The sequence below is a fragment of the Ruegeria sp. CDSB117 genome (assembly GCF_059611005.1).
Genome location: NZ_JBXWOS010000003.1, coordinates 44,331 through 65,160, shown reverse-complemented (window position 1 = coordinate 65,160; position 20,830 = coordinate 44,331). Strand labels below are relative to the sequence as shown.

Annotated in this window: 20 protein-coding genes and 1 tRNA gene; 14 read left to right on the top strand and 7 right to left on the bottom strand. The window is 58.0% G+C overall.

Features of this window, described 5'->3' with window-relative positions:
• Window positions 1-5: 5 nt before the first annotated feature.
• The 5 genes from AC2FJC_RS04980 to AC2FJC_RS04960 all read left to right on the top strand — a co-directional run bounded on the left by AC2FJC_RS04980 (window position 6) and on the right by AC2FJC_RS04960 (window position 5,307).
• Window positions 6-446, top strand: a complete 441-nt coding sequence (locus AC2FJC_RS04980; RefSeq protein ID WP_496722483.1) for a TrgA family protein — start codon at window positions 6-8, stop codon at window positions 444-446.
• A 32-nt stretch (window positions 447-478) separates the two neighbouring features.
• Window positions 479-1,594: an NUDIX domain-containing protein gene (locus AC2FJC_RS04975; RefSeq protein WP_496738644.1), complete on the top strand. Its 1,116-nt coding sequence runs from the start codon at window positions 479-481 to the stop codon at window positions 1,592-1,594.
• Window positions 1,595-1,663: 69 nt separating this feature from the next.
• A complete protein-coding gene (locus AC2FJC_RS04970) occupies window positions 1,664-2,698 on the top strand; it encodes a cysteine synthase A (RefSeq protein ID WP_496738643.1) in 1,035 nt (344 codons plus the stop codon).
• Entirely contained in the window at window positions 2,698-5,127 is a 2,430-nt protein-coding gene (locus AC2FJC_RS04965) for a DUF3772 domain-containing protein (protein ID WP_496738642.1), read from the top strand. The genes AC2FJC_RS04970 and AC2FJC_RS04965 overlap by 1 nt, the downstream gene beginning before the upstream one ends.
• A gap of 90 nt (window positions 5,128-5,217) precedes the next feature.
• Window positions 5,218-5,307, top strand: a tRNA-Ser gene (locus tag AC2FJC_RS04960).
• Between the two features lie 46 nt (window positions 5,308-5,353).
• Here the strand turns inward: AC2FJC_RS04960 and AC2FJC_RS04955 are convergent.
• On the bottom strand, window positions 5,354-6,355 hold the full coding sequence (locus AC2FJC_RS04955; protein ID WP_496738832.1) for an AbrB family transcriptional regulator: 1,002 nt from the start codon (window positions 6,353-6,355) through the stop codon (window positions 5,354-5,356).
• A 140-nt stretch (window positions 6,356-6,495) separates the two neighbouring features.
• Here AC2FJC_RS04955 and AC2FJC_RS04950 point away from each other — a divergent pair, with 140 nt between their 5' ends.
• Window positions 6,496-7,173 carry a GntR family transcriptional regulator gene (locus AC2FJC_RS04950; protein ID WP_496738641.1) on the top strand — a complete coding sequence of 226 codons (678 nt, stop codon included), beginning with the start codon at window positions 6,496-6,498 and terminating at the stop codon, window positions 7,171-7,173.
• A 130-nt stretch (window positions 7,174-7,303) separates the two neighbouring features.
• On the opposite strand, the gene AC2FJC_RS04945 is transcribed toward AC2FJC_RS04950, so the two are convergent.
• Window positions 7,304-8,194 carry a LysR family transcriptional regulator gene (locus AC2FJC_RS04945; protein ID WP_496738640.1) on the bottom strand — a complete coding sequence of 297 codons (891 nt, stop codon included), beginning with the start codon at window positions 8,192-8,194 and terminating at the stop codon, window positions 7,304-7,306.
• A gap of 94 nt (window positions 8,195-8,288) precedes the next feature.
• On the opposite strand from AC2FJC_RS04945, the gene AC2FJC_RS04940 reads away from it, so the two are divergent.
• From AC2FJC_RS04940 to AC2FJC_RS04930, 3 genes are read left to right on the top strand one after another with little or no spacing between them, the layout of a single operon-like run.
• The gene (locus tag AC2FJC_RS04940) at window positions 8,289-8,630 is read left to right on the top strand and encodes a hypothetical protein (RefSeq protein WP_496738639.1); all 342 of its coding nucleotides are present in this window, start codon (window positions 8,289-8,291) and stop codon (window positions 8,628-8,630) included.
• 3 nt (window positions 8,631-8,633) lie between these two features.
• Complete coding sequence (locus AC2FJC_RS04935; protein WP_496738638.1) at window positions 8,634-8,888, top strand: hypothetical protein; 255 nt, start codon at window positions 8,634-8,636, stop codon at window positions 8,886-8,888.
• Between the two features lie 43 nt (window positions 8,889-8,931).
• Entirely contained in the window at window positions 8,932-9,936 is a 1,005-nt protein-coding gene (locus AC2FJC_RS04930) for a GlxA family transcriptional regulator (RefSeq protein ID WP_496738637.1), read from the top strand.
• A 7-nt stretch (window positions 9,937-9,943) separates the two neighbouring features.
• Here AC2FJC_RS04930 and AC2FJC_RS04925 read toward each other — a convergent pair whose 3' ends face one another.
• From AC2FJC_RS04925 to AC2FJC_RS04905, 5 genes are all read right to left on the bottom strand, one after another.
• Window positions 9,944-10,504, bottom strand: coding sequence for a sarcosine oxidase subunit gamma (locus AC2FJC_RS04925; RefSeq protein WP_496738636.1), 561 nt, complete (start codon window positions 10,502-10,504; stop codon window positions 9,944-9,946).
• Window positions 10,497-13,442, bottom strand: a complete 2,946-nt coding sequence (locus AC2FJC_RS04920; RefSeq protein WP_496738635.1) for a sarcosine oxidase subunit alpha family protein — start codon at window positions 13,440-13,442, stop codon at window positions 10,497-10,499. The genes AC2FJC_RS04925 and AC2FJC_RS04920 overlap by 8 nt, the downstream gene beginning before the upstream one ends.
• Window positions 13,439-13,726, bottom strand: a complete 288-nt coding sequence (locus AC2FJC_RS04915) for a sarcosine oxidase subunit delta (protein ID WP_496738634.1) — start codon at window positions 13,724-13,726, stop codon at window positions 13,439-13,441. The genes AC2FJC_RS04920 and AC2FJC_RS04915 overlap by 4 nt, the downstream gene beginning before the upstream one ends.
• 13 nt (window positions 13,727-13,739) lie before the next feature.
• Window positions 13,740-14,990 carry a sarcosine oxidase subunit beta family protein gene (locus AC2FJC_RS04910; protein ID WP_496738633.1) on the bottom strand — a complete coding sequence of 417 codons (1,251 nt, stop codon included), beginning with the start codon at window positions 14,988-14,990 and terminating at the stop codon, window positions 13,740-13,742.
• Between the two features lie 77 nt (window positions 14,991-15,067).
• Window positions 15,068-15,931, bottom strand: a complete 864-nt coding sequence (locus AC2FJC_RS04905; protein WP_496738632.1) for a LysR family transcriptional regulator — start codon at window positions 15,929-15,931, stop codon at window positions 15,068-15,070.
• Between the two features lie 107 nt (window positions 15,932-16,038).
• Between AC2FJC_RS04905 and AC2FJC_RS04900 the strand changes: the two genes are divergently transcribed.
• From AC2FJC_RS04900 to AC2FJC_RS04880, 5 genes are read left to right on the top strand one after another with little or no spacing between them, the layout of a single operon-like run.
• Entirely contained in the window at window positions 16,039-16,638 is a 600-nt protein-coding gene (locus tag AC2FJC_RS04900; RefSeq protein WP_109311679.1) for an amino acid synthesis family protein, read from the top strand.
• Window positions 16,610-17,389 carry an alpha/beta fold hydrolase gene (locus AC2FJC_RS04895; protein WP_496722514.1) on the top strand — a complete coding sequence of 260 codons (780 nt, stop codon included), beginning with the start codon at window positions 16,610-16,612 and terminating at the stop codon, window positions 17,387-17,389. The genes AC2FJC_RS04900 and AC2FJC_RS04895 overlap by 29 nt, the downstream gene beginning before the upstream one ends.
• A complete protein-coding gene (locus tag AC2FJC_RS04890; RefSeq protein WP_496738631.1) occupies window positions 17,386-18,306 on the top strand; it encodes a flavin reductase family protein in 921 nt (306 codons plus the stop codon). Before AC2FJC_RS04895 ends, AC2FJC_RS04890 begins: the two co-directional genes overlap by 4 nt.
• Window positions 18,306-19,340 carry an LLM class flavin-dependent oxidoreductase gene (locus AC2FJC_RS04885; protein ID WP_496738630.1) on the top strand — a complete coding sequence of 345 codons (1,035 nt, stop codon included), beginning with the start codon at window positions 18,306-18,308 and terminating at the stop codon, window positions 19,338-19,340. The genes AC2FJC_RS04890 and AC2FJC_RS04885 overlap by 1 nt, the downstream gene beginning before the upstream one ends.
• A gap of 8 nt (window positions 19,341-19,348) precedes the next feature.
• Window positions 19,349-20,827: an aldehyde dehydrogenase gene (locus tag AC2FJC_RS04880; protein ID WP_496738629.1), complete on the top strand. Its 1,479-nt coding sequence runs from the start codon at window positions 19,349-19,351 to the stop codon at window positions 20,825-20,827.
• Window positions 20,828-20,830 lie beyond the last annotated feature (3 nt).

Here is a 20,830-nt window from a genome sequence, read left to right as displayed (position 1 = left end):
CAGAAATGCCCACTGCCTCAAAGCTTGTTGCCGGTTTATGCCTTTTGATCGTGGCGTTCTTGGTTTCGAGTATGGTCATCGAAAACGGTGATGAAGGTAAAAACTACGGTATGTTTACCTACGTAAACATGGCTTTGGGCGTGATCTGCGGATGGTGGATCATGGGCAAGCGTGCCGGCCGGGGCTGGACTGCCGCAATCAACAACGGCTTGACCGGAATGGCGGCGCTGGTGTTCTGGGGCCTTTTTGTTCAGGGTGTCAACGAAATGCTCCGCCTGGCAATGCGCCATCGGTATGACGGCCCATTTGAGGCGCTGATCTCTATCTTTAAAATCGGCGTTGAATATGGTCAGCAACTTGTGGTGCCCGAAATCTTGTGGACTTTGGTCATTGGGGCTTTGGTCACTGGGCTGGTCACCGAGGAAGCAGCCCGCCGGTGGCGGTGAGCTAACAACTTAAAGTACGAAAGAACCCAACAGTGTCAGATCTGTTCTTTTATGGCACGCTGCGGCACTTGCCATTGCTGGAGCTTGTCTTGGGACGTCCAGCGTCCAAACTTGAATTTGCCCAAGCCACGCTGAAAGATCATGCAGTCCATAGCGTGCAGGATCAGGCCTTTCCCATGATTGTTCACGAGGAAGGCAGTTTGGCCAAAGGGTTATTGCTCCGGGGATTAAGTGAGGAAGATCAGAACCGTTTGGTCTTCTACGAGGGTGGCTTTGATTACGACCTGCGGGAGCAGACAGTTGATCTGGCCGACGGGTCGATATCGCAAGCCCTTGTGTTCTACCCTGAGCCGGGGCTTTGGAACCGCGGCGGTCTCTGGTCGCTGCAGGGCTGGTTGGATGAGTGGGGCGCGATGACGATGCTCGCCGCGCAAGAGGTTATGGGTTTTTACGGCAAGGTTGATGCGGAACAAATTGCGCGAAGCTTTCCGTCGATCCGGACGCGAGCATGGGCAAAGCTGGCTGCCCGTCAACGTGCGACAGGTGATGCACGAGACACTGCCAATGACGTCATCGTGCACGACCGTAAACCGGCATATGTCAATTACTTCGGGATGGAAGAAGTCGCGTTGCAGCATCGCCAGTACGATGGCTCGATGGGCAAAGTGCTGAACCGCAGCAGCCTGATGCAGGGCAGCGCCGTGATCGTCCTGCCATATGATCCCGTGCGGGACACGGTGCTGTTGGTCGAACAATTCAGGGCACCGATCTTTCTAGCTGAGGATCCTGAACCCTGGATGTGGGAGCCGGTCGCCGGAATGATCGACCCAGGTGAAACGCCGGAACAGGCGGCTCTGCGCGAGGCCGAAGAAGAAGCCCAGATTGCGCTGAATCGGCTGGAATATGCAGGCGGCGCATATTCCTCCAGCGGGTCATCGACTGAATATCTATACCTTTATGTCGGGCTGGCTGATCTGACCAAGACCATCGAAGATGGTGGGTTGGCTACGGAAGGCGAGGATATTCGAACCCACATTCTGCCTTTCAGCGATTTCATGGACAGGGTCGACAGCCAAGGGTTCAAGGATTTGCCGCTTTTGGCGGTAGCCCATTGGCTTGCACGTCACCGTGAGCGCCTGCGCGGATGATTTTCGCCGCTTGTGGTCATCGCGCACCACAGGTAAATCTGCATTGATCCGTAATGAAATGAGGGCGCCATGCGCATTGCACGAGACCTTGCCGACGCAGTAGGAAAAACACCGTTGATCCGTTTGCGCCGCATCAGCGAAGAGACCGGGTGCGAAATTCTCGGCAAGGCCGAGTTCATGAATCCCGGGCAATCGGTCAAGGATCGTGCGGCGCTCTACATCATTCGCGATGCCATTGCGCGCGGTGACCTGAAACCGGGCGGTACTATCGTCGAAGGCACGGCAGGTAACACCGGGATCGGTCTGGCGCTTGTTGGCGCGTCGATGGGATTCAAGACCGTTATCGTCATCCCCGAAACGCAGTCCGAAGAGAAAAAGGACATGCTGCGACTGGCAGGTGCTCAGTTGGTTCAGGTTCCGGCCGCACCGTATCGCAACCCCAATAATTTTGTGCATTACTCGCGCCGTCTGGCCGAAGAACTGGCGCAGACCGAGCCCAACGGTGCGATCTGGGCCAACCAGTTCGACAATGTGGCGAACCGTCAGGCACATGTGGAAACGACCGGTCCCGAAATCTGGGAACAGACCGATGGCAAAGTTGACGGGTTCGTCTGTGCCGTGGGCTCGGGCGGTACATTGGCGGGCGTAGCGGACGCGCTTCAGCCCAAAGGTGTCAAGATCGGTCTGGTCGATCCGATGGGGGCGGGGCTGTATTCGTTCTACACCACCGGCGAAATCGCGATGGAGGGCGGCTCGATCGCCGAAGGAATCGGTCAAGTGCGCATCACCAAGAACCTTGAAGGGTTCAAACCAGATTTCGCCTATCAGATGACGGATAACGAGGCGCTGCCTTACATCTTTGATCTGCTGCGCGAGGAAGGCCTGGTCATGGGCGGTTCAACCGCCATTAACTTGGCTGGTGCGGTGCGCCTGGCCAAAGATCTGGGACCGGGCCACACCATCGTCACCATCCTGTGTGATTATGGCACCCGCTATCAGTCCAAGCTGTTCAACCCGGACTTCCTGCGTGAAAAGGAATTGCCTGTCCCGGACTGGATGACCGAAGCTCCGCGCAGCATCCCCGGCGTTTTTGAGGACGTGTGATGCTGCGGCAGGTTCGCCTGTTTCTGACCCTTGTCGCAGTATGTATTGCGATGCTGTGCGGCCCCGCTGCCGCGCAGCTTACAGATCGTCAAAGCGAATATTATCAGGGATGGGTAAAAACGGCGGACCGTGCCGAGACGGTGATCGAGGCCGATCGCGCGTCGAACGCGTCGCTCGAAAACCTGCGCGCCGAGATCAACGAATACCGGGACGATTTCAATCGGGCACGCGGTGCAAACACCGAACGTATCCAAACGCTTGAAAATCAGATCAAAGCTCTTGGTGCCGCACCCGAGGGCGATGCGACCGAACCGGAAGACATTGCCACGCTACGAAAGCACCTAGACGAGCAGCTGAACAGTTTGCGCGTCCCGCAGATCATCTCGGAAGAGGCATTCAGCCGGGCCAATGGCCTTATATCCGAGATAGACAAACTATTGCGGGACCGTCAGGCGAAAGAACTTTTAGAGCGCGGACCGTCGCCCCTGAACCCCTCCCACTGGCGACCAGCTTGGGTTGATGTGAACGAAGCTGCGCAAGCATTGTTCAACGAAGCGCGTCGGAACCTAAAAACTGACGTGGTGCATGAACGATTGCGGTCCCGAGGGCTGGGTATTCTAGCCTTGGTTTTCGTTGCTGGTGTTCTGCTGTTTTACGGCAAGCGCTGGTCGGAAGCCGCTGGTGCGCGTCTGCGAGCCCTGGGGGGGCAGGGAAGTGGCGTATGGACGTTCCTGACCTCGTTGCTGAGAATTATCCTCCCCTGGTTCGGCGTCTGGCTTCTGGTTCAGGCTGTTGTGATGACAGGCGTTCTGGGGCTGCGCGGGACGCTGTTGATGGAAAACGTGCCCTATTGGGCGGCGATCATCCTGTATTATGACTGGATTGGCCGACAGGTTTACGTGCTGCAAGCGGCGCAGGGGTTCAAAAAACTGTCCCGCCAGAAAGTCACTGAGTTACGCGTCTACCTCGATTTTCTTGCCGGGCTCCTGATCCTGCATGAACTGGTGAACCTGTTCGATCAGATCGAAAATATCTCGGATGCGACGCGCGCCGTCGTCGCCTTTCCGGTCATCGTCGCAACAGCTTTGATTCTACTGCGCGTCCGTCGCGTCCGCAGCGTTGATGTCCCTGTCGATGCAGGTGAGCCGTCCGAAACGGCCCGCGCTGCCGGGTTCAGCCAACTGATCGAGTTCATTCGACGCGCTTTGTTCTTCCTGGGGATCGCCAGCCCGATTTTAGCGATGCTGGGGTATACGAATGCGGCTGAGGCAATCGTTTTCCCGGCTGTGCGTTCATTGGTTCTTATTGCAGCGCTGGTCATCGTCCAACGCTTCCTGACGTCTGTTTACGGCTGGCTTGGCGGGCAGGGCGATAAGGCCAAGGACTCGCTGTTTTCGGTTCTCATCGGCTTTGCAATGGCCATTGTGGCTATGCCCGTGCTCGCGCTGTATTGGGGTGCGCGTCAAACCGACCTGCAGGAAGTCTGGTCGCGCCTGCTGCAGGGGTTTGACATTGGCGGGGTAACCATCTCGCCCAGCAACTTCTTTACCTTCCTTGTCATATTTGCCATCGGCTATGGCCTGACGCGGATGCTGCAAAGCGGGCTGCGCAATTCTCTGTTGCCAAAGACCAGCATTGATCCAGGCGGGCAAAACGCGATTGTTTCGGGCACCGGGTATGTCGGTATTTTCCTGGCCGCGCTGGTTGCGATAACGATTGCCGGTTTCAACCTGTCATCGCTGGCTATTGTTGCCGGTGCGTTGTCAGTCGGGATCGGCTTTGGTCTGCAAACCATCGTGTCGAACTTTGTGTCGGGCATTATCCTGTTGGTCGAACGCCCAATCTCGAAAGGGGATTGGATCGACGTGAATGGGATGATGGGGTACGTCCGTGATATTTCCGTCCGGTCCACGCGGATCGAGACGTTTGACCGAACGGATGTGATCGTTCCGAACTCGGATCTGATCAGCGGCGTTGTCACGAACTATACACGTGGCAATACGATCGGGCGGGTGATTGTACCGGTCGGGGTCGCCTATGGGACTGATACCCGAATGGTAGAGAAGATTCTGGGCGAAATCGCGAATTCACACCCTATGGTTTTGGCGAATCCAGCCCCCAGTGTGGTGTTCCAGGGGTTTGGCGCAGATTCGCTGGACTTTGAAATCCGGGCCATCCTGCGCGATGTGAACTGGGTGTTGTCGGTCAAATCGGACATGAACCATGAAATCAACAAACGCTTTGTCGACGAGGGGATCGAAATCCCGTTTGCACAACGCGATGTCTGGTTGCGCAATCCCGAAGCGTTGCAGGCTGGCGAAGGCCAACCCAGCAAGAACACCGACGAAATACCGTCCGCAAAGCCATCCACAAATCCTGTCGAGATGAACGAGGGCGATTTGGCTGATGGTGACGGCGACGAGATTTAAACGCCTTTGCAAGGCTTTCGATTTCAGGTGAATTTTCACCTCAATGGGGCCTTGCAAATCCCCCGGCGATAGTTCAAATAACGCCGGCACGGAGAGGTGGCCGAGTGGTCGAAGGCGCACGCCTGGAAAGTGTGTAGGCGGGAGACCGTCTCCAGGGTTCGAATCCCTGTCTCTCCGCCACAATCCCCTATCAACATTCATCCAGCCGCGTTTGTACGTGAATCCGTCAATCCCTGGATTTCGACCAGCGCAGAAGTAGGTTGGCCGCGATTGGCGCGCCGATGATCACGACGACAATGCGCGCCAGGTGGTGTGTGACCACATAGCCCAGATCCGCCCCTGATACGATGGCCAGCACTGTCATCTCTGCCTGACCGCCCGGTGCAAAAGCTAGAAAGGCTTCGACCGGATGGCCCAGCCCCAGCGTGGTGACCACTGCCGTGAAAGCAGCGGCCAGAACGGCCAGCAAGATCACATAGGTGAACCCAGCCGCCACGACGCGTGTGAGTTCCGACCACGTGACGCCGACGAACTTGACGCCGATTCCACAGCCGATGAAGAATTGGGCGAACAGGATCGCCTCGCGCGGGGGGCGGGTATGGATGAAATCCCCAAGAGATAAGGCCGCTGTCAGGATTAATGGTCCAAGAATCGAAGCACCGAAAAGCCCGATCTTCTCTCCACCTTTCCAGCCGACAAAAGCTGCGACCGCCATGAGTATCAGTTCATGCAAGGGTAGGGCCGAGGCAGGTTCGCCCAACGGGTTGGTCAGTTCGGCACCGTAAAACAAAGTCAGGAACAAAGGGGCAAGGGTGACGATAATCAATACGCGCGTCCCGTGGATCAGCGATAGGGTTCGCGGATTGGCACCGGCCTCGGCTCCAAAGATAACCATGTCCTGAAACCCGCCCGGCATGGCCGCAAAAAACGCAGTTTTTTCGTCAAAGCCCCAGAATTTTCGAAAGAACGGCACGCCAACCATTGCAATAAGCAGGATAAATACCGGTATCAGCAAAAGGGACGCGGCCATCTTTGGAAGTTCTGCGAACAGGCTGGGTGTGATCGACGCCCCGACCGCGACGCCAAGAATGGTTCTGGACGCGACCGAGATTTGCCCGAAATCCCGCATGGGTGCGTGTGCCAAAGCTGCAATCAAACACGCTGACATCGGCCCGAACAGAAAGGGCAGCGGCAGGTTCAACGCCCAAAAAACTGCAGTTCCCAACATAGCCAAAATCAGCGTGACTGACCGTTCCAACGGCGGGGACAAATGAAGGCTTGAAGCGGTCAAGGATAGTGTCCGATTTCGTTGACTAGGGTGTGTATCCAAATGTATACAAAGAGATCCAATATGCAAGATTGAGAAAGATGAAAACTCAAGAAGATCCTAATCAGGCCGGCCCGCAGGGGAATTCCGCTTATCAGCGTTTGCTAGATGAAATTCGCGAGGGCGTTTTGTTGCCTGGTGACCGGCTCAGAGAGATCGAGCTGTCCGAAAGACTGGGTGTCAGCCGAACACCTGTGCGTGAAGCGATACGGCAACTCGAAACGGATGGGTTGGTGACGCATGTCCCTAGGTTGGGCGCAACGGTTCGCAGCCTGAGCTATTCGGAAGTTATGGAATTGTATGAAATGCGCGCCGTACTTGAAGGAACAGCGGCACGGTTGGCGGCACGCGCGGCTTCGGATGTGGAACTGGACGAACTGAATGTTCTGAACAATCGCCTTGCCGAGGCTGGCACCGGTCCGGTGGCCGCTCAGTTGAACCGTATTTTCCACGCCACGCTATTGGATGCCGCCAAAAACCGCTTTCTCACAAAGTCGATGTTATCGCTGCAAAAGGCGCTGTTGATATTGGGCCCATCCCAAATGCTGGATGGTCAGCGCGCAGACGACGCCGCGGGTGAGCATCGCCGTGTGATGGAAGCCTTGCAGGCTCGCGACGGCGACGCAGCCGAGCTGGCGATGCGCGCCCATGTTCATGCGGCCCAGCGGATGCGTATCCGCGCGTTGCAGAAACGAGATCGCGCAATTGATCAGACCTGATCTGAGGAGCTGATTGCCCTAGCTCTTGGTCTTAGGTTCCTTCGCCAAACCACTCCTCCCATCCGCAGAAGTCGACGGAAAACCCGGCCATCGTGGATGGTCGTTGTTTAGGCTCTTCCGGTACAAACACTCAGTTGACCACTTTCAAAGGGTTGGCGCCTTCAACCTCGCGGCTAATCTCTTGTACCAGCGCCATCGCGGCAGGGTTTCGGCGCTTAACATGCATACGCGCGACAAAAACGATGGCCGGGGGATCGGGGAATACGCCTTTGATCACCTCTATGTCCGGTGTGACATGCATTCCATTCAACAGGGCGACGCCCAAACCGGACCGCACGGCCGACTGAATGCCATTGGCGCTTGGGCATTCTAATACGTTATCGAAGCGGTGCCCTTGCAGCTGCCCATCTCCGAAGCCCCATTTGCGATAGAAACATTGGCTGTCGAAGGACAGAAAGGGAACAGGTGCTGTCGTATCCAGTTGGAAATCCGGTGATTTTACCCAGTGGAGTGTGTCCTCGAACAGGATCAGGTCATCTGGCCGCGCATCGTGCCGAAAGATTTGCATGACGGCGACATCCAACTCTCCGGCCTTCAACCACTCTTGCACGTTCAGACTTTGACTGGTGCGTGTTCGGACCTGAACGTCCGGGTAAAGCCGTGTGAAACGACCCAATATGCGGGCGATGTCGCTGGTTGCCGTGTCCTCGGTCATGCCCAGCCGGAGTGCACCGGCCAAGGGTTTCTTGCCCAAACTGGCCAGCGCCTCATCGTGTAGGGCACATATTCGGCGGGCATAGTCGCACAGGCGCAAACCAGTATCCGTGAACAGAGGGCCACCGGGTCGGCGCGCCAGCAGATCGCAGTCCAGGGCTTGCTCTAACCGTCGGATTTTGTGGCTGACCGCCGATTGCGACAGCGCCAGATGCTCGGCCGCGCGCGTCACGCCGCCATGGGTTGCGATGGCTAGAAGGGCGCGCAGGGCGTCAATTTCCAATCGGTCGGTCACTTGTGAAGCCATGACAGTTTTTAATTGAGCTATGAATATCATTCATTTGTGTCACGCGCCAGTATTGAACTACTGGTCAGGAAATCCAATGCTCAGGAGCATTCGCATGCCGCATCTCGTCCCGGACCACACAGTGATCAAAACCCCGCGGATGGCCCCCGGAATCCATGGGGTGGGCGATCCGGTGGTTTTGATCCACAGCACATTATCTTACATCCGGCGCGACGTGCTGCCTGAAATGGCAGCGGCGGGCAACAGGGTACACTTGTTCGATCTGGCGGGTGTTGGTCAGTCTGAACGGCCTGGGAATCCAGCGTTTAGTGGGTCGGTCACTGATCAGGTTCCCGTCGTTCACAAGTTGCCGAAAAACTCCGGTCAATCCCCGATAAATGATCAGCCCAAACAGACACCCGCGCCGCTGATCAATCTCCTGAAGCGAAAGGGCTGAGCCATGACGGATCAAATCAAATCCCGTGACCGGCGCGGCCTGACGACCGTATTCGAAATCACCGGATCGGTGTTGGCAATGGCCTATGCCTTGTTGATCGCGTCGAATACGGGGGCTGAGTTGCTAGGTTTCGCCCTGTTGCTAGTGTCCTCGGGCCTGTTTGCGGCCTGGGCCGTAATAGATCGCCGCTGGACTTTCCTGTTGTTGCAAGGGTTTTATGCGGCCTCAGCGATCATTGGGTTGATCCGGTGGGCATGAACTTCGCATAGGGCAGTTGCGGAAATCTTGTTAGAACAGCCTTATGCGAAACGAAGACAGAATCAAAATCGGCTTTTTGCTGTTTGACGGCTTTCCCATGGCTTGCCTGACCTCGGTGATCGAGCCGTTGCGGGCGGCCAATGAAATCGCCGGGCAAGAGGCGTTCTGCTGGTCGCTGCTGTCCGAGCGCCAACAGAAAATACAATCCAGCGCAGGTGTCCGCTTCGAGGCCGAGAAGTCTCTGGCCGACTGCAAAGATATCGACATTTTGTTCCTTCTCAGCAGCCCAACGTCCGGCTTTGACAACACAACCGTTGGCAACGGTGCTCTACGCAGTCTTGGAAGGCATGGCACCGTATTAGGCGGGATTAGCGGTGGGGTTTTCCCATTGGTCCGGTCCGGGGTGATGGGGGGGCAACCTGTTTCCGTCCATTGGTGCTATGAGGCCGCATTTCTGGCTGAGTTTCCCGAAGTCGACTCGCGTAGCGAGGTGATCGTGAAAACGGCGACACGCTACACCGCAGCCGGTGCCGCTGCCGGGTTCGATCTGGCCCTGCATCTGATTGAAGATCAGCTGGGTGGCGAAGTCGCGCATGAGGTTGCCTGTTGGTTTCAACATCCGATGATGCGCGGGGCAGGTGTGCGGCAGCAGGTTCCGACCACGACCGCGCCGGAAACTGGCGACAGCCTGCCGCCGCTGGTGTCGCGCTGTGTCGACCTATTCGCGGGCCACATGAGCGAACCGATTTCCATCGCAGAGGCCGCACAGCAGATCGGGGTTACGCCGCGCCAGGTGGAACGCGCATTTAAGCAGGCGACAGGCCAAAGCCCCAGCCACTATTATCGCGCCATGCGCATGAAGGCGGCGCGGCAGATGGTTGTCTATACCAAGGACCCGATTGCAGATATCGCCGCTGCGATTGGCTATGGTTCAGTGGCGCCGCTTGTGACGCATTACCGGTCGGCGTTTGGGCTAAGCCCCAGCGAAGATCGCCGTAGGATCAACCGCTTCCGCGTTGAAGGTAATGCGCCGCTGCCGTCAGTCTGACATTGCTTTACAGCGCCGAACGCATTGCAGTGACGATGGCATGATGCAACGATCCGGCGGATGAACGGGGGCCATAAATGCTGAACGCTTCATCTGACCGACAGAGAACAAAGCAGCCAATGTGGTGAATTGAGCAACGGGCGACGCTGCCCGCATCGATATTGCGCAGGTCCAGCATAGATAACAGTTCCAACACAGCCGGAATCTGATCGCCGTTCAGGTCGAAACGTGTCCAACCGTCGGTCTGTTCTGTCACCGACGCCGTATCGCCCAAAGCGGACTTCACCTGATCAGCAAGCTCCTCGTGCGTGTCAAAAGGCGCCTCGATCATCCACTGATCCGGACCGGCCCAAAAAGCAGTGACAGTGTCACCGGCATGTTGGCCGATACCAGGTGCAGGGGCCCCGATCAGCTTGGCGAGGGCTTTGCTGGCTTTGGTTTCCTGTCCCATCCGTGCGGCGACGGATGCCAGAGCGACTCCCGGAACTTCCCGGCACGTAACCCCGCCAACAGTGTCGACCTGCGGTTCGGAGCCGCCCAATGCGGTTATTGCAACTAGATCATGCACGCAGACGCTCTCCTTCGGGGTCAACGAAATGGGCCGATACGATTTCGACCTCGACGGTCAGGTCGGTCAATGGGGACACAAGGCGCATTTTCTCGCCCATTCGGTTGGCACCGTCCTTCAAAAGACCCAGCCCGATATTGCTGTTCAGAATGGGCGAATACGCAGCCGAAGTGACATAGCCCTGATCGTGCGCGGCATCCACCGGGCCGGTCGTGTTCATCAAATGGCCACCAGCGGTGACTTTTTCTTCGGGCGATACCGGTTTGATCCCGACCAGCCGCAGGACATCCGGTTCTACCAAGGCCTCTCGTTCGGACAGGGTCGATCCGATGCTGTCTTTCTTTTTCGACACCATCTTACCCAATCCAAGATTCAATGCCGTTGTGGTGCCATTCAACTCGTTGCCGGCGGCGTGGCCCTTTTCGATCCGCATTACGCCCAGCGCTTCGGTGCCGTAAGGGACCACGTCAAATTCCTCACCCTCGGTCATCAGACGCCGCATCAGGGCGTCGCCATAACGTGAAGGTACCGCGATTTCGAACGCCAACTCTCCCGAGAATGAGATCCGGAACAGCCGCGCGCGCAACCCGCCGCAGACCGTAATGTTGCCACAGCCCATAAACGGGAACGCGTCGTTCGAGATGTCGAATTCAGGGTCGACGATCTTTTGCAACAGCTTGCGCGAATTGGGACCAGCGACAGCATATTGCGCCCAGGATTCCGTGGTCGAGATCAGCTGCACATCCATATCCGGGAACAGGCATTGGCGCACAAATTCCATGTGACGATAGACATTTACCGCGTTGGCCGTGGTCGTTGTGACGACAAAATGATCCTCGGCCAGACGCGCGGCTGTGCCATCGTCCATTACCATGCCGTCTTCGCGAAGCATCAGGCCATAGCGGGTTTTTCCCACGGGAAGCTTGGCGAAACCGTTCGCGTAGACGCGGTTCAGGAAATCAGCCGCGTCCGCGCCCTGCACGTCGATTTTTCCAAGTGTCGTACAGTCGCACACCCCGACGGACGCGCGGGTCTGGCGCACTTCACGGTCCACTGATTCACGCCAATGAACCTCACCGGGCAGGGGAAACCACTGCGCGCGCAGCCAGTTGCCGACCTCGACAAATACAGCGCCCCGTTCCTTGGCCCAGTAATGCGAGGGCGTCAGGCGCGTGGCGTGGAATTCTTGTCCCTTCATCCGACCGGCGAAGGTGCTGATCGGAACAGGCGTGTAGGGCGGGCGGAAAATGGTTGTCCCTGTTTCGGGGATCGATTTTCCGGCCACCTCGGCCATGATCGCCAATGCGCTGATGTTTGAGGTCTTGCCCTGATCAGTCGCCATGCCAAGGGTGGTATAGCGTTTCAGGTGTTCAACTGACCGGAACCCTTCCTGATAGCTGAGTTTGACGTCCTTGACGGTCACGTCGTTTTGCTGGTCCAGCCATGCGCGTTTGCAGCCTTCGACATACCAGAACGGTTTCTGCGCGATTGGTGTATCCTCAGCCTCAGGCAGGTCGGGCTGAGCATCGCTCAACTCCAACGCTGCCGCAGCAGCTTCGGTACCGGATTGCAATGCGCCGTGGGTCGACATCACCCCGTTCGCCGAACCCGCCACCGATAGCCCGACAGGTAGGTTTGAGCCGGGCACAAAGGCGGCCAGATCGTCGTTCCAGACCGGACGCCCGCGCTGATGGCAGGTCAGGTGCACATTCGGGTTCCACCCCCCCGAAACGCCCAGCGCGCCGCATTCCAGCGTTCGGGTCGAACCGTCGGGCAGGGCAACTTCGACAAAGGTCAGACCAAGACGCCCCTTGGTATTCACAACCTGAGCGCCGCTCAGGACTTCGTAATCGTAGTTGACCGGAGCATCCTCACGCACGTCGACAACGGCGCAAATGTGAACGCCCTTGGCATGCAGATCGGCGGCGGTGCGGTGGCCGTCGTCGTTGTTGGTAAAGATCGCCACGCGCTGAGAGGCCGTGGCCGCGAACCGATTGGCATAGGTTCGCAACGCGCTGGCCATCATGATGCCGGGGCGGTCGTTGTTTTCGAACGCGATGGGGCGTTCGGTCGACCCCGCACACAGCAATGCCTTCTTGGTGTAAATGCGCCATAGGATCTGGCGTGGCTTACCGGCGGGCAGGGTGGCCACGTGATCTCCGGTCCGTTCAACAGCGCCGTAGATGCCGTGGTCGAAGGCGCCGATAACAGTGGTTCTGGCCATCAGCCGGACATTGGGCAAGGATGACAGTTCCGCGACGGCCTGCGCTGCCCAATCGCTAGCGCTTTGATCGCCAACCGAAAATGTCTCGCTATTTAGACGCCCGCCGAACCGAAAATCCTCGTCCGCCAGAATTACATCTGCACCCGCGCGTCCTGCGGTCAGGGCTGCCATCAAGCCCGATGGACCCGCGCCGATGATTAGCAGGTCACAGTGGCGGAACCCTTTGTCATATTCGTCGGGATCAGCCTCCATCGACAATGAGCCAAGGCCGGCAGCGCGACGGATGATCGGCTCATAGACTTTTTCCCAAAAAACAGCCGGCCACATGAAGGTCTTGTAGTAAAACCCAGCGGACAGGAAATTCGAGAACAGGTCGTTTACGCCAAGCGCATCGAATTTCAGGCTGGGCCAACGGTTCTGCGATTGTGCCTCAAGCCCGTCAAACATCTCGGTCGTTGTAGCCCGTGTGTTGGGCTCCTGCCGGTTGCCGGAGCGCAGCTCGACAATGCCATTGGGTTCCTCGGATCCGGCAGTCAGAAGGCCGCGCGGGCGGTGATACTTGAACGAGCGTCCGATCAACCGCACGTCATTGGCCAGCAAAGCCGAAGCCAGCGTATCGCCGGGATGGGCGGTGTAGTTGCGGTTGTCGAACCGGAAGTTCACAGTGGTGTTGCGGTCGATCTGACCGCCGCTCAGCCTGTTGGATTGCGTCATTTGGATCGCCCCCGCGCGCGGGCCACATCGCGGGCCAGTTCTACCTTGGAAATCTCATGCGTGGTGGTGTCACGGGTCACGACCAGCCACGACCGGTCGCCAGCCTCATGATACCACAGTTCTTGATGTTCGCCTGCGGGATTGTCGCGCAGATAGCCGTATTCATAGAACGCTTCCGCCGCGTTTTCGGCCTGCCAGTCCGGGCGGTTGATCAGTGTCGCATCACCCAGATAGGTGAACTCTGATGCGTCGCGCGGGCCCAGAAGGGGATGGTTGATAATCATTCTCGTGCTCCCCTCAATGCAGGTTGGGCTGATTGCCCACGCCTTTTTCGTCGATCATCCGGCCCGTGCGGAACCGGTCGAAGCGATAGGCCGTGGCGGTAGAGTGCGGTTCGTCCTTCGCCAACAGATGCGCAAAACAGTAACCGGACGCCGGGGTCGCCTTGAACCCGCCATAGCACCATCCACCATTGAAATAGAGACCCTCGACCGGAGTGCGATCGATGATGGGTGAGCCATCCATCGACATGTCCATAACGCCGCCCCACATGCGCAGCAGACGGGCGCGCCCGATCATCGGCATCAACGAGACGCCGCCCTCGCAGACATCCTCGACCACAGGCAGATTTCCACGTTGGGCGTAGGTGTTATAGCCGTCGATATCACCGCCAAAGACGAGCCCGCCTTTGTCGGACTGGCTGACATAGAAATGTCCGGCCCCATAGGTGATGACGCTGGGCAGAACGGGCTTCAGACCTTCGGACACAAAGGCCTGCAACACGTGGCTTTCAATCGGCAGTCGCATGCCCGCCATGTTCATCACCCGGCCCGAGTTTCCGGCAACAGCGCAGCCGACTTTGTTAGCCCCGATAAAGCCCTTTGAGGTCTCGACGCCCAGGCATTTGCCGTTCTCGATACGCAGACCAGTGACTTCGCAATTCTGGATGATGTCGACACCGTGGCTGTCCGCAGACCGGGCAAAGCCCCAGGCCACCGCATCATGGCGCGCGGTGCCGCCCCGTCGCTGGGCCAGACCGCCTTTGATCGGGAAACGCGCGTCGTCGAAATTCAGATAGGGGTGTTCATTGCGTACCTGATCGGCATCCAGCAATTCGGCATCTGCACCGTGCAGGATCATCGCATTGCCGCGCCGCGTATAAGCGTCGCGCTGACCATCCGTGTGGAACAGGTTGAGTATTCCGCGCTGGCTCATCATCGCGTTGTAGTTCAGGTCTTGTTCAAGCCCTTCCCACAGTTTCATCGAGAATTCATAGAACGGCTCATTCCCGTCCAGCATGTAGTTCGAGCGAACGATCGTCGTGTTCCGCCCGACGTTGCCTCCGCCGATCCAGCCCTTTTCGACAACTGCGACACTTCGATGACCGTAGACTTTGGACAGATAGTGGGCTGTCGCCAGCCCATGACCACCACCGCCTATGACGATGATGTCGTAATGAGCTTTAGGTTCGGGGTCACGCCAGACCGGTTTCCACCCTTTGTGGCCGGTAAGCGCCTCTTTGATGACTCGAAAGCCTGAATATCGCATGAATCGGACCTTTTTTGCCAGAATTCACTATTTTCCTGCTCAGTGATATCCTCAGATGCGACATTGGTGTGTCTGAATCAGACCCTTTCCCGCGCCGCGCTGGGAACCAATTGTGAAAACCATGATACAAAGGCGTCAACCTCGGGGGATGCGCGCTGCACGGCCAGAAAGTACCCTTCGGTCGCTGGAGCAGTCTCATCGAAAACACGCGCGACCTGACCGGTTTGCAAAGCGTGATCGGCGATAAGTGCATTCACCAAGGCCACGCCGTTCCCGGCAGCCGCCAATTGCAATGCGAGCCCGTAAGAGTCGACATAATAGGCCGGGGTATGGATTTTATGACCGGTGACCTCCGCCCAGGTGGACCAGTTGTCTGACGTTCCCACGGCCTCGATCAACGGCAAGTCCAGAAAAGCGCCAACCAAGCCAGGTGCTTTTACCACAATCAGGTCATTTGGTCGCAAGGGCATTGCGTCCCGTCCAACCTGTTTTTCCGACCCGAACCGGATTTCGACATCGGCGCGCAGGGCAGAGTATTCATCGGGCCAGATCGTGCTGACAAAGCGAATGGACGTGTCTGGGTTTTGGTCGCGAAACTGGGGCAGGGCAGGGGAAATCAACCATTCGATGATGCTGATCGACGCCGCAACAGTGACGTGTCTGGCCCGTTCCTCTGCCAAATACGGAGAGGCGGCGGATTGCAGCAATTGCAGTGCGGCTTCGACTTGCGGCAGCAGCTTTCGCCCTTCATCCGTCAAGGAAAGACCGCGCGGGTGCCGATGAAACAGGACGACGCCAAGCCGGGATTCCAGCGACCTGATTTGCTGGCTTACGGCGGATTGGGTCAATCCGATTTCATCCGCCGCAGCTGTTGAGCTCAACCTTCGGGCCGCGGCCTCGAACGACCTGAACCATGTAAGGGGGGGCAGTGTTTTGGGCATGTGCAACCGACCTAGTAGCTTTGTTAATACCTAAGACCCAACTTCTTTCGTTTGTCAAAGTGCCGGCCAATCAAAGATATTTCTCGTACTCAAGATTGGGGGATAACGTGCAGCCGGAAATTCGTAAAATAGTGACCTTCGACGAAGAAGTGCTGATCGAAGGATATCGCAAAGCCGAACGGCCGTGGCGCATGTTCGCCGTGGCAGCGGTTGTCACGAACCCTTGGGCCGGACGTTTCGTCGAAGATCTGCGGCCTGAAATTTTGGCCTATGGCCCAATTCTGGGCCAAGAATTGACCGACAGGATGATCGCGCTGGCCGGAAGCGGCGAGGCGATTGAGGCTTATGGCAAGGCCGCGGTTGTGGGGTTGGACGGAGAGGTCGAGCATGCTTCGGGCCTGATCCACACGCTGCATTTCGGAAACATCTTCCGACAGGCAGTTGGCGCCAAGTCCTATCTTTCATTCACCAACACCCGGGGGCCTGCGAACACACCGATCATGGTGCCATTGATGGACAAGAACGATGCAGGCCGCCGGTCGCATTACCTGACGCTGCAATTCGCCATCCCCGACGCGCCGCGCGCGGATGAGATTGTCGTGGTTTTGGGCGGAGCAACCTCGGGCCGTCCACATCATCGAATCGGCGACCGTTATCAGGACTTGAAGGATCTGGGCCATGACGTGGACAACCCGGCCTCGGTCTGACATCGGCGGGCTCGCCGCGATAGACGAAGGCGAAGGCCCGCTTGTGGTTCTGCTCCATGGCGTTGGCTTGCGGGCCGAAGCCTGGGGCGCACAGATCGATGCGCTGTCTGCCGCCGGGTATCGTGTTCTGTGTCCGGATATGCCCGGGCACGGGGAAACCCCGTTCCAAAGTGCTATTGGGCTGGATGGATACGCCAACCCGATCGCGGCCCGATTGACCGAGCCTGCCGTTCTGATTGGGCATTCCATGGGCGCTTTGATCGCTTTGGACATTGCGGCATCGGGTCATGATCAGGTGAGAGGCATTGCCGCGTTGAACGCAATTTACCGCCGAACCCCCGAAGCGCGCGTGGCTGTTACGACACGCGCGGCGGCGCTGGATGCTGAGGCCATGAACGATCCCACCGTGACTTTGCAGCGTTGGTTTGGCGATCAGGTTTCCGAAGAATGCGAAGCCTGTTCGCGTTGGCTAAAAGATGTCGATCCGAGCGCCTACAAAGCGGCCTATACCGTCTTCGCCGAAAGCGATGGACCGACTAACGCACAACTGGGGCAAATCAAATGCCCGGCACTGTTTATGACGGGCGGGGATGAGCCGAATTCCACACCGGGCATGTCACAGGGCATGGCGCAGAAGGTGACAAATGGGCGTGTCGAAATTGTTCCGAACGCCGCCCACATGATGCCCATGACGCACCCGGCTAACGTTAACGCCAATTTGCTTGAGTTCGTTCGGAGGTGCCTGCCATGACCGAGGTTGATACCCGCGCCCTGCGTGATGCTTTCGGCAACTTCATGACCGGCGTGACGGTTGTGACGACCCGGGATACGTCCGGCAACCCGGTCGGGTTCACGGCGAATTCCTTCACGTCTGTGTCGCTTGATCCGCCCTTGCTGTTGGTCTGTCCCGGCAAGTTTCTGTCCACCCACGATACCTTTGCCGGATGCGCGCACTTTGCGGTGAATGTTCTGGCAGATGGGCAGCAGGGCGTCTCGAACACCTTCGCTAGTTTCAAGGGCGACCGATTTGGTCGTGTGGCGCATCGCGACGGAGCCAATGGCTTGCCGCTGATCGACGGAGCGCTGGCGCAGTTCAGTTGTGAAACGCATCAGGCGCTGCCCGCAGGCGACCACACGGTTCTGATTGGCCGTGTCATAGACTTCACCCATATCGGCGGAAACGGTCTGGGCTACGTTAACGGATCGTACTTCAGTCTTGGACTTGAGCGTGAAATGGACGCGCAGGTTCCAACAATCTGCGGCGCGATTGTCGCGGCGAATGGCAAAGTTCTTCTGGAATGCCACCAAGGCGCATTTCGCCCGGTTCAAATCGCCGGTGCAGAACCCGGGGGGCAACGCAACAGGCTGGCACAGGGCCTCTCTGATCGGGGCATTCAGGCGCAGATCGAACAGGTCTATTCTTCGTTCAACGATGCCGAAACGAACCTGCACTATACGTTCTTCCTGGCGTCCTGCGGTCAGACCACCCAGACGGGCAATGCTGAATGGGTAGACATCGGCGATCTGGCCGATCTGACCTATGCCAGCAATAGTTTGCACCACATGATGACCCGCTACGCGCTTGAAGCCCGCGAAGGCGTTTTCGGGCTGTATCTCGGTGATGCCGAGCGCGGCGAAATTCACAGTTTCGGTAAAGGAGCCATTTGATGGAGTTTTCACTGTTTGCCCACGTGGAACGTCTGACCCCGGATCAGCCTCACGATGTTCTGTATGATGAATTCGTGAGCCTGGCGAAGATGGCTGATGACGGGGGCATGCGGGCAGTTTGGACAGGTGAACATCATGGGATGGAGTTCACCATTGCCCCCAACCCGTTTCTGTCGTTGGTCGATCTGGCACATCACACCCGCAATGTGCGGTTGGGGACCGGGACGGTAATTGCGCCGTTCTGGCATCCCATCAAACTGGCCGGTGAGGCAGCCGCAGCGGATCAGATGACAAAAGGGCGTATCGAGCTGGGGATCGCGCGCGGTGCGTATTCCTACGAATATGAACGCCTGATGCCGGGAATGGACGCATGGGAAGCGGGGCAGCGCATGCGCGAGTCCACCCCGCTGTTGCCTCAGATCTGGAAGGGCGATTGTGCCCATGAAGGCGAGTTCTATGCGTTTCCGGCCGCAACTTCGGCACCGAAGCCATATCAGGAGGACGGCCCGCCAATCTGGATCGCCGCGCGGGACCCAAACAGCCATGAATTCGGCGTTCACAACGGATTCAATATTCAGGTCACCCCGCTGTGGCAGGGTATGGAAGAGATCGAGACCCTGATGGGGCGGTTCAACGATGCCTGTGACAGCTACGTGGGGCCGCGCCCCAAGATCATGCTGTTGCACCACACCTATGTCGGCAAGGATGACGACGATGTTGCGCAGGGCGTGCAAAATCTGCGCCGGTACTACAATTACTTTGGTGCATGGTTCATGAACAAACGGCCGGTTGAACAGGGCTTGATCAAGTCGATTACTGAGGCCGAGATGGACGCGAACCCGATGTATACCAGCGAGAAACTGGGCCGCGACCTGACAGTTGGGACCGCGCAACAGGTAATCGACCGGATCAAGCGCTATGAAGATCTGGGCTATGACGAGTTTTCGTTCTGGGTCGACAGCGGCATGACCAACGAACGCAAGCGCGCCTCTTTGGCGCGATTCATCGACGACGTGATGCCGGCATTTCAGTGAGGACCACCATGGGAAACTTACCGCATTTTCAGCTGTTCATTGATGGCGCCTGGACCGAAGGTTCAGCCTCGCAGGTTATGACGTCCGAGAACCCGGCCACAGGCCAGGGGTGGGCCACATTCGCGTGCGCCTCGCCCAGTGATGTTGAACGCGCCATCGCCGCCGCCAAACGGGTTTTGGATGACCCGGGATGGCGGGATATGACACAGACGCAGCGGGGCAAGCTGCTGTATCGTCTTGCCGATCTGGTGGCAGAAAACGCCAAGCGCCTGGGTGAGTTGGAGACGACCGACAGCGGAAAGCTGTTGGCGGAAACCTCGGCGCAAACCGGATATGTTGCCGATTACTACCGCTACTATGCGGGTCTGGCAGACAAGATCGAAGGCACGGTCCTGCCCATCGACAAGCCGGACATGCATGTCTTTACCTCACGAGAACCGATTGGCGTCGTGGCCGCGATCGTGCCTTGGAATGCGCAGATGTTCCTGACCGCGACCAAGCTGGGCCCGGCGTTGGCTGCCGGGTGTTCCGTCGTGCTGAAAGCATCGGAAATCGCGCCCGCACCGATGCTGAAGTTCGCCAAGCTGATCGAACAGGCCGGGTTCCCGCCCGGTGTTGTGTCGGTCATCACCGGTGACGCCGAAAACTGCGCGATCCCACTGACCCGCCACCCTGATGTCGACCGAATTGCCTTTACGGGTGGGCTTGAAACCGCCCGCCATGTGGTACGAAACTCGGCTGAGAACTTTGCGGTCACGTCATTGGAGCTGGGTGGAAAGTCGCCGATCCTCGTGTTTGAGGACGCCGATTTGGACGGTGCAGCAAACGGCCTGATCGCGGGTAACTTCGGCGCATCCGGTCAGAGTTGTGTGGCGGGCACGCGCGGACTGGTGCAACGGTCGATCTTGGGACCTCTGGTTGAACGGATCGCCGAAAAGGCCAGCGCCATCCGGTTGGGTGATCCCCTGCAGCCGGAAACGCATGTCGGCCCGCTGTGCACGGCAGCGCAGGTGCGCAAGATCGAAGAGACTTTAGGCAAAGCGCAGGGGCAGGGCGCGACGATCCATTTCGGCGGAGAAACTGCAGACCGTCCCGGAAATTACATGAATCCCACTTTGGTCGAATGCGTGTCACCCGAGACCGAAACCTTGAAGATCGAAATGTTCGGACCTGTCATGTCCTTGCTGCCGTTCGATACCGAAGAAGAGGCTATCGCGCTGGCAAACAGCACCCCTTACGGGTTGGGCTCGGGCGTGTTCACGCAGAACCTTGCGCGTGCACACCGTGTTTCGAAACGGATCAGGGCCGGTATCTGCTGGGTGAACACCTATCGCGCGATCTCTCCTATCGCGCCGTTTGGCGGGTTCAATCAGTCGGGATATGGCCGCGAGGCCGGCGTTGAGGCGATCCTGGATTACACCAGAACCAAGACCACCTGGATCAGCACCGCGCAAGAGCCGATGGCGAACCCTTTCATAATGCGCTAAGGA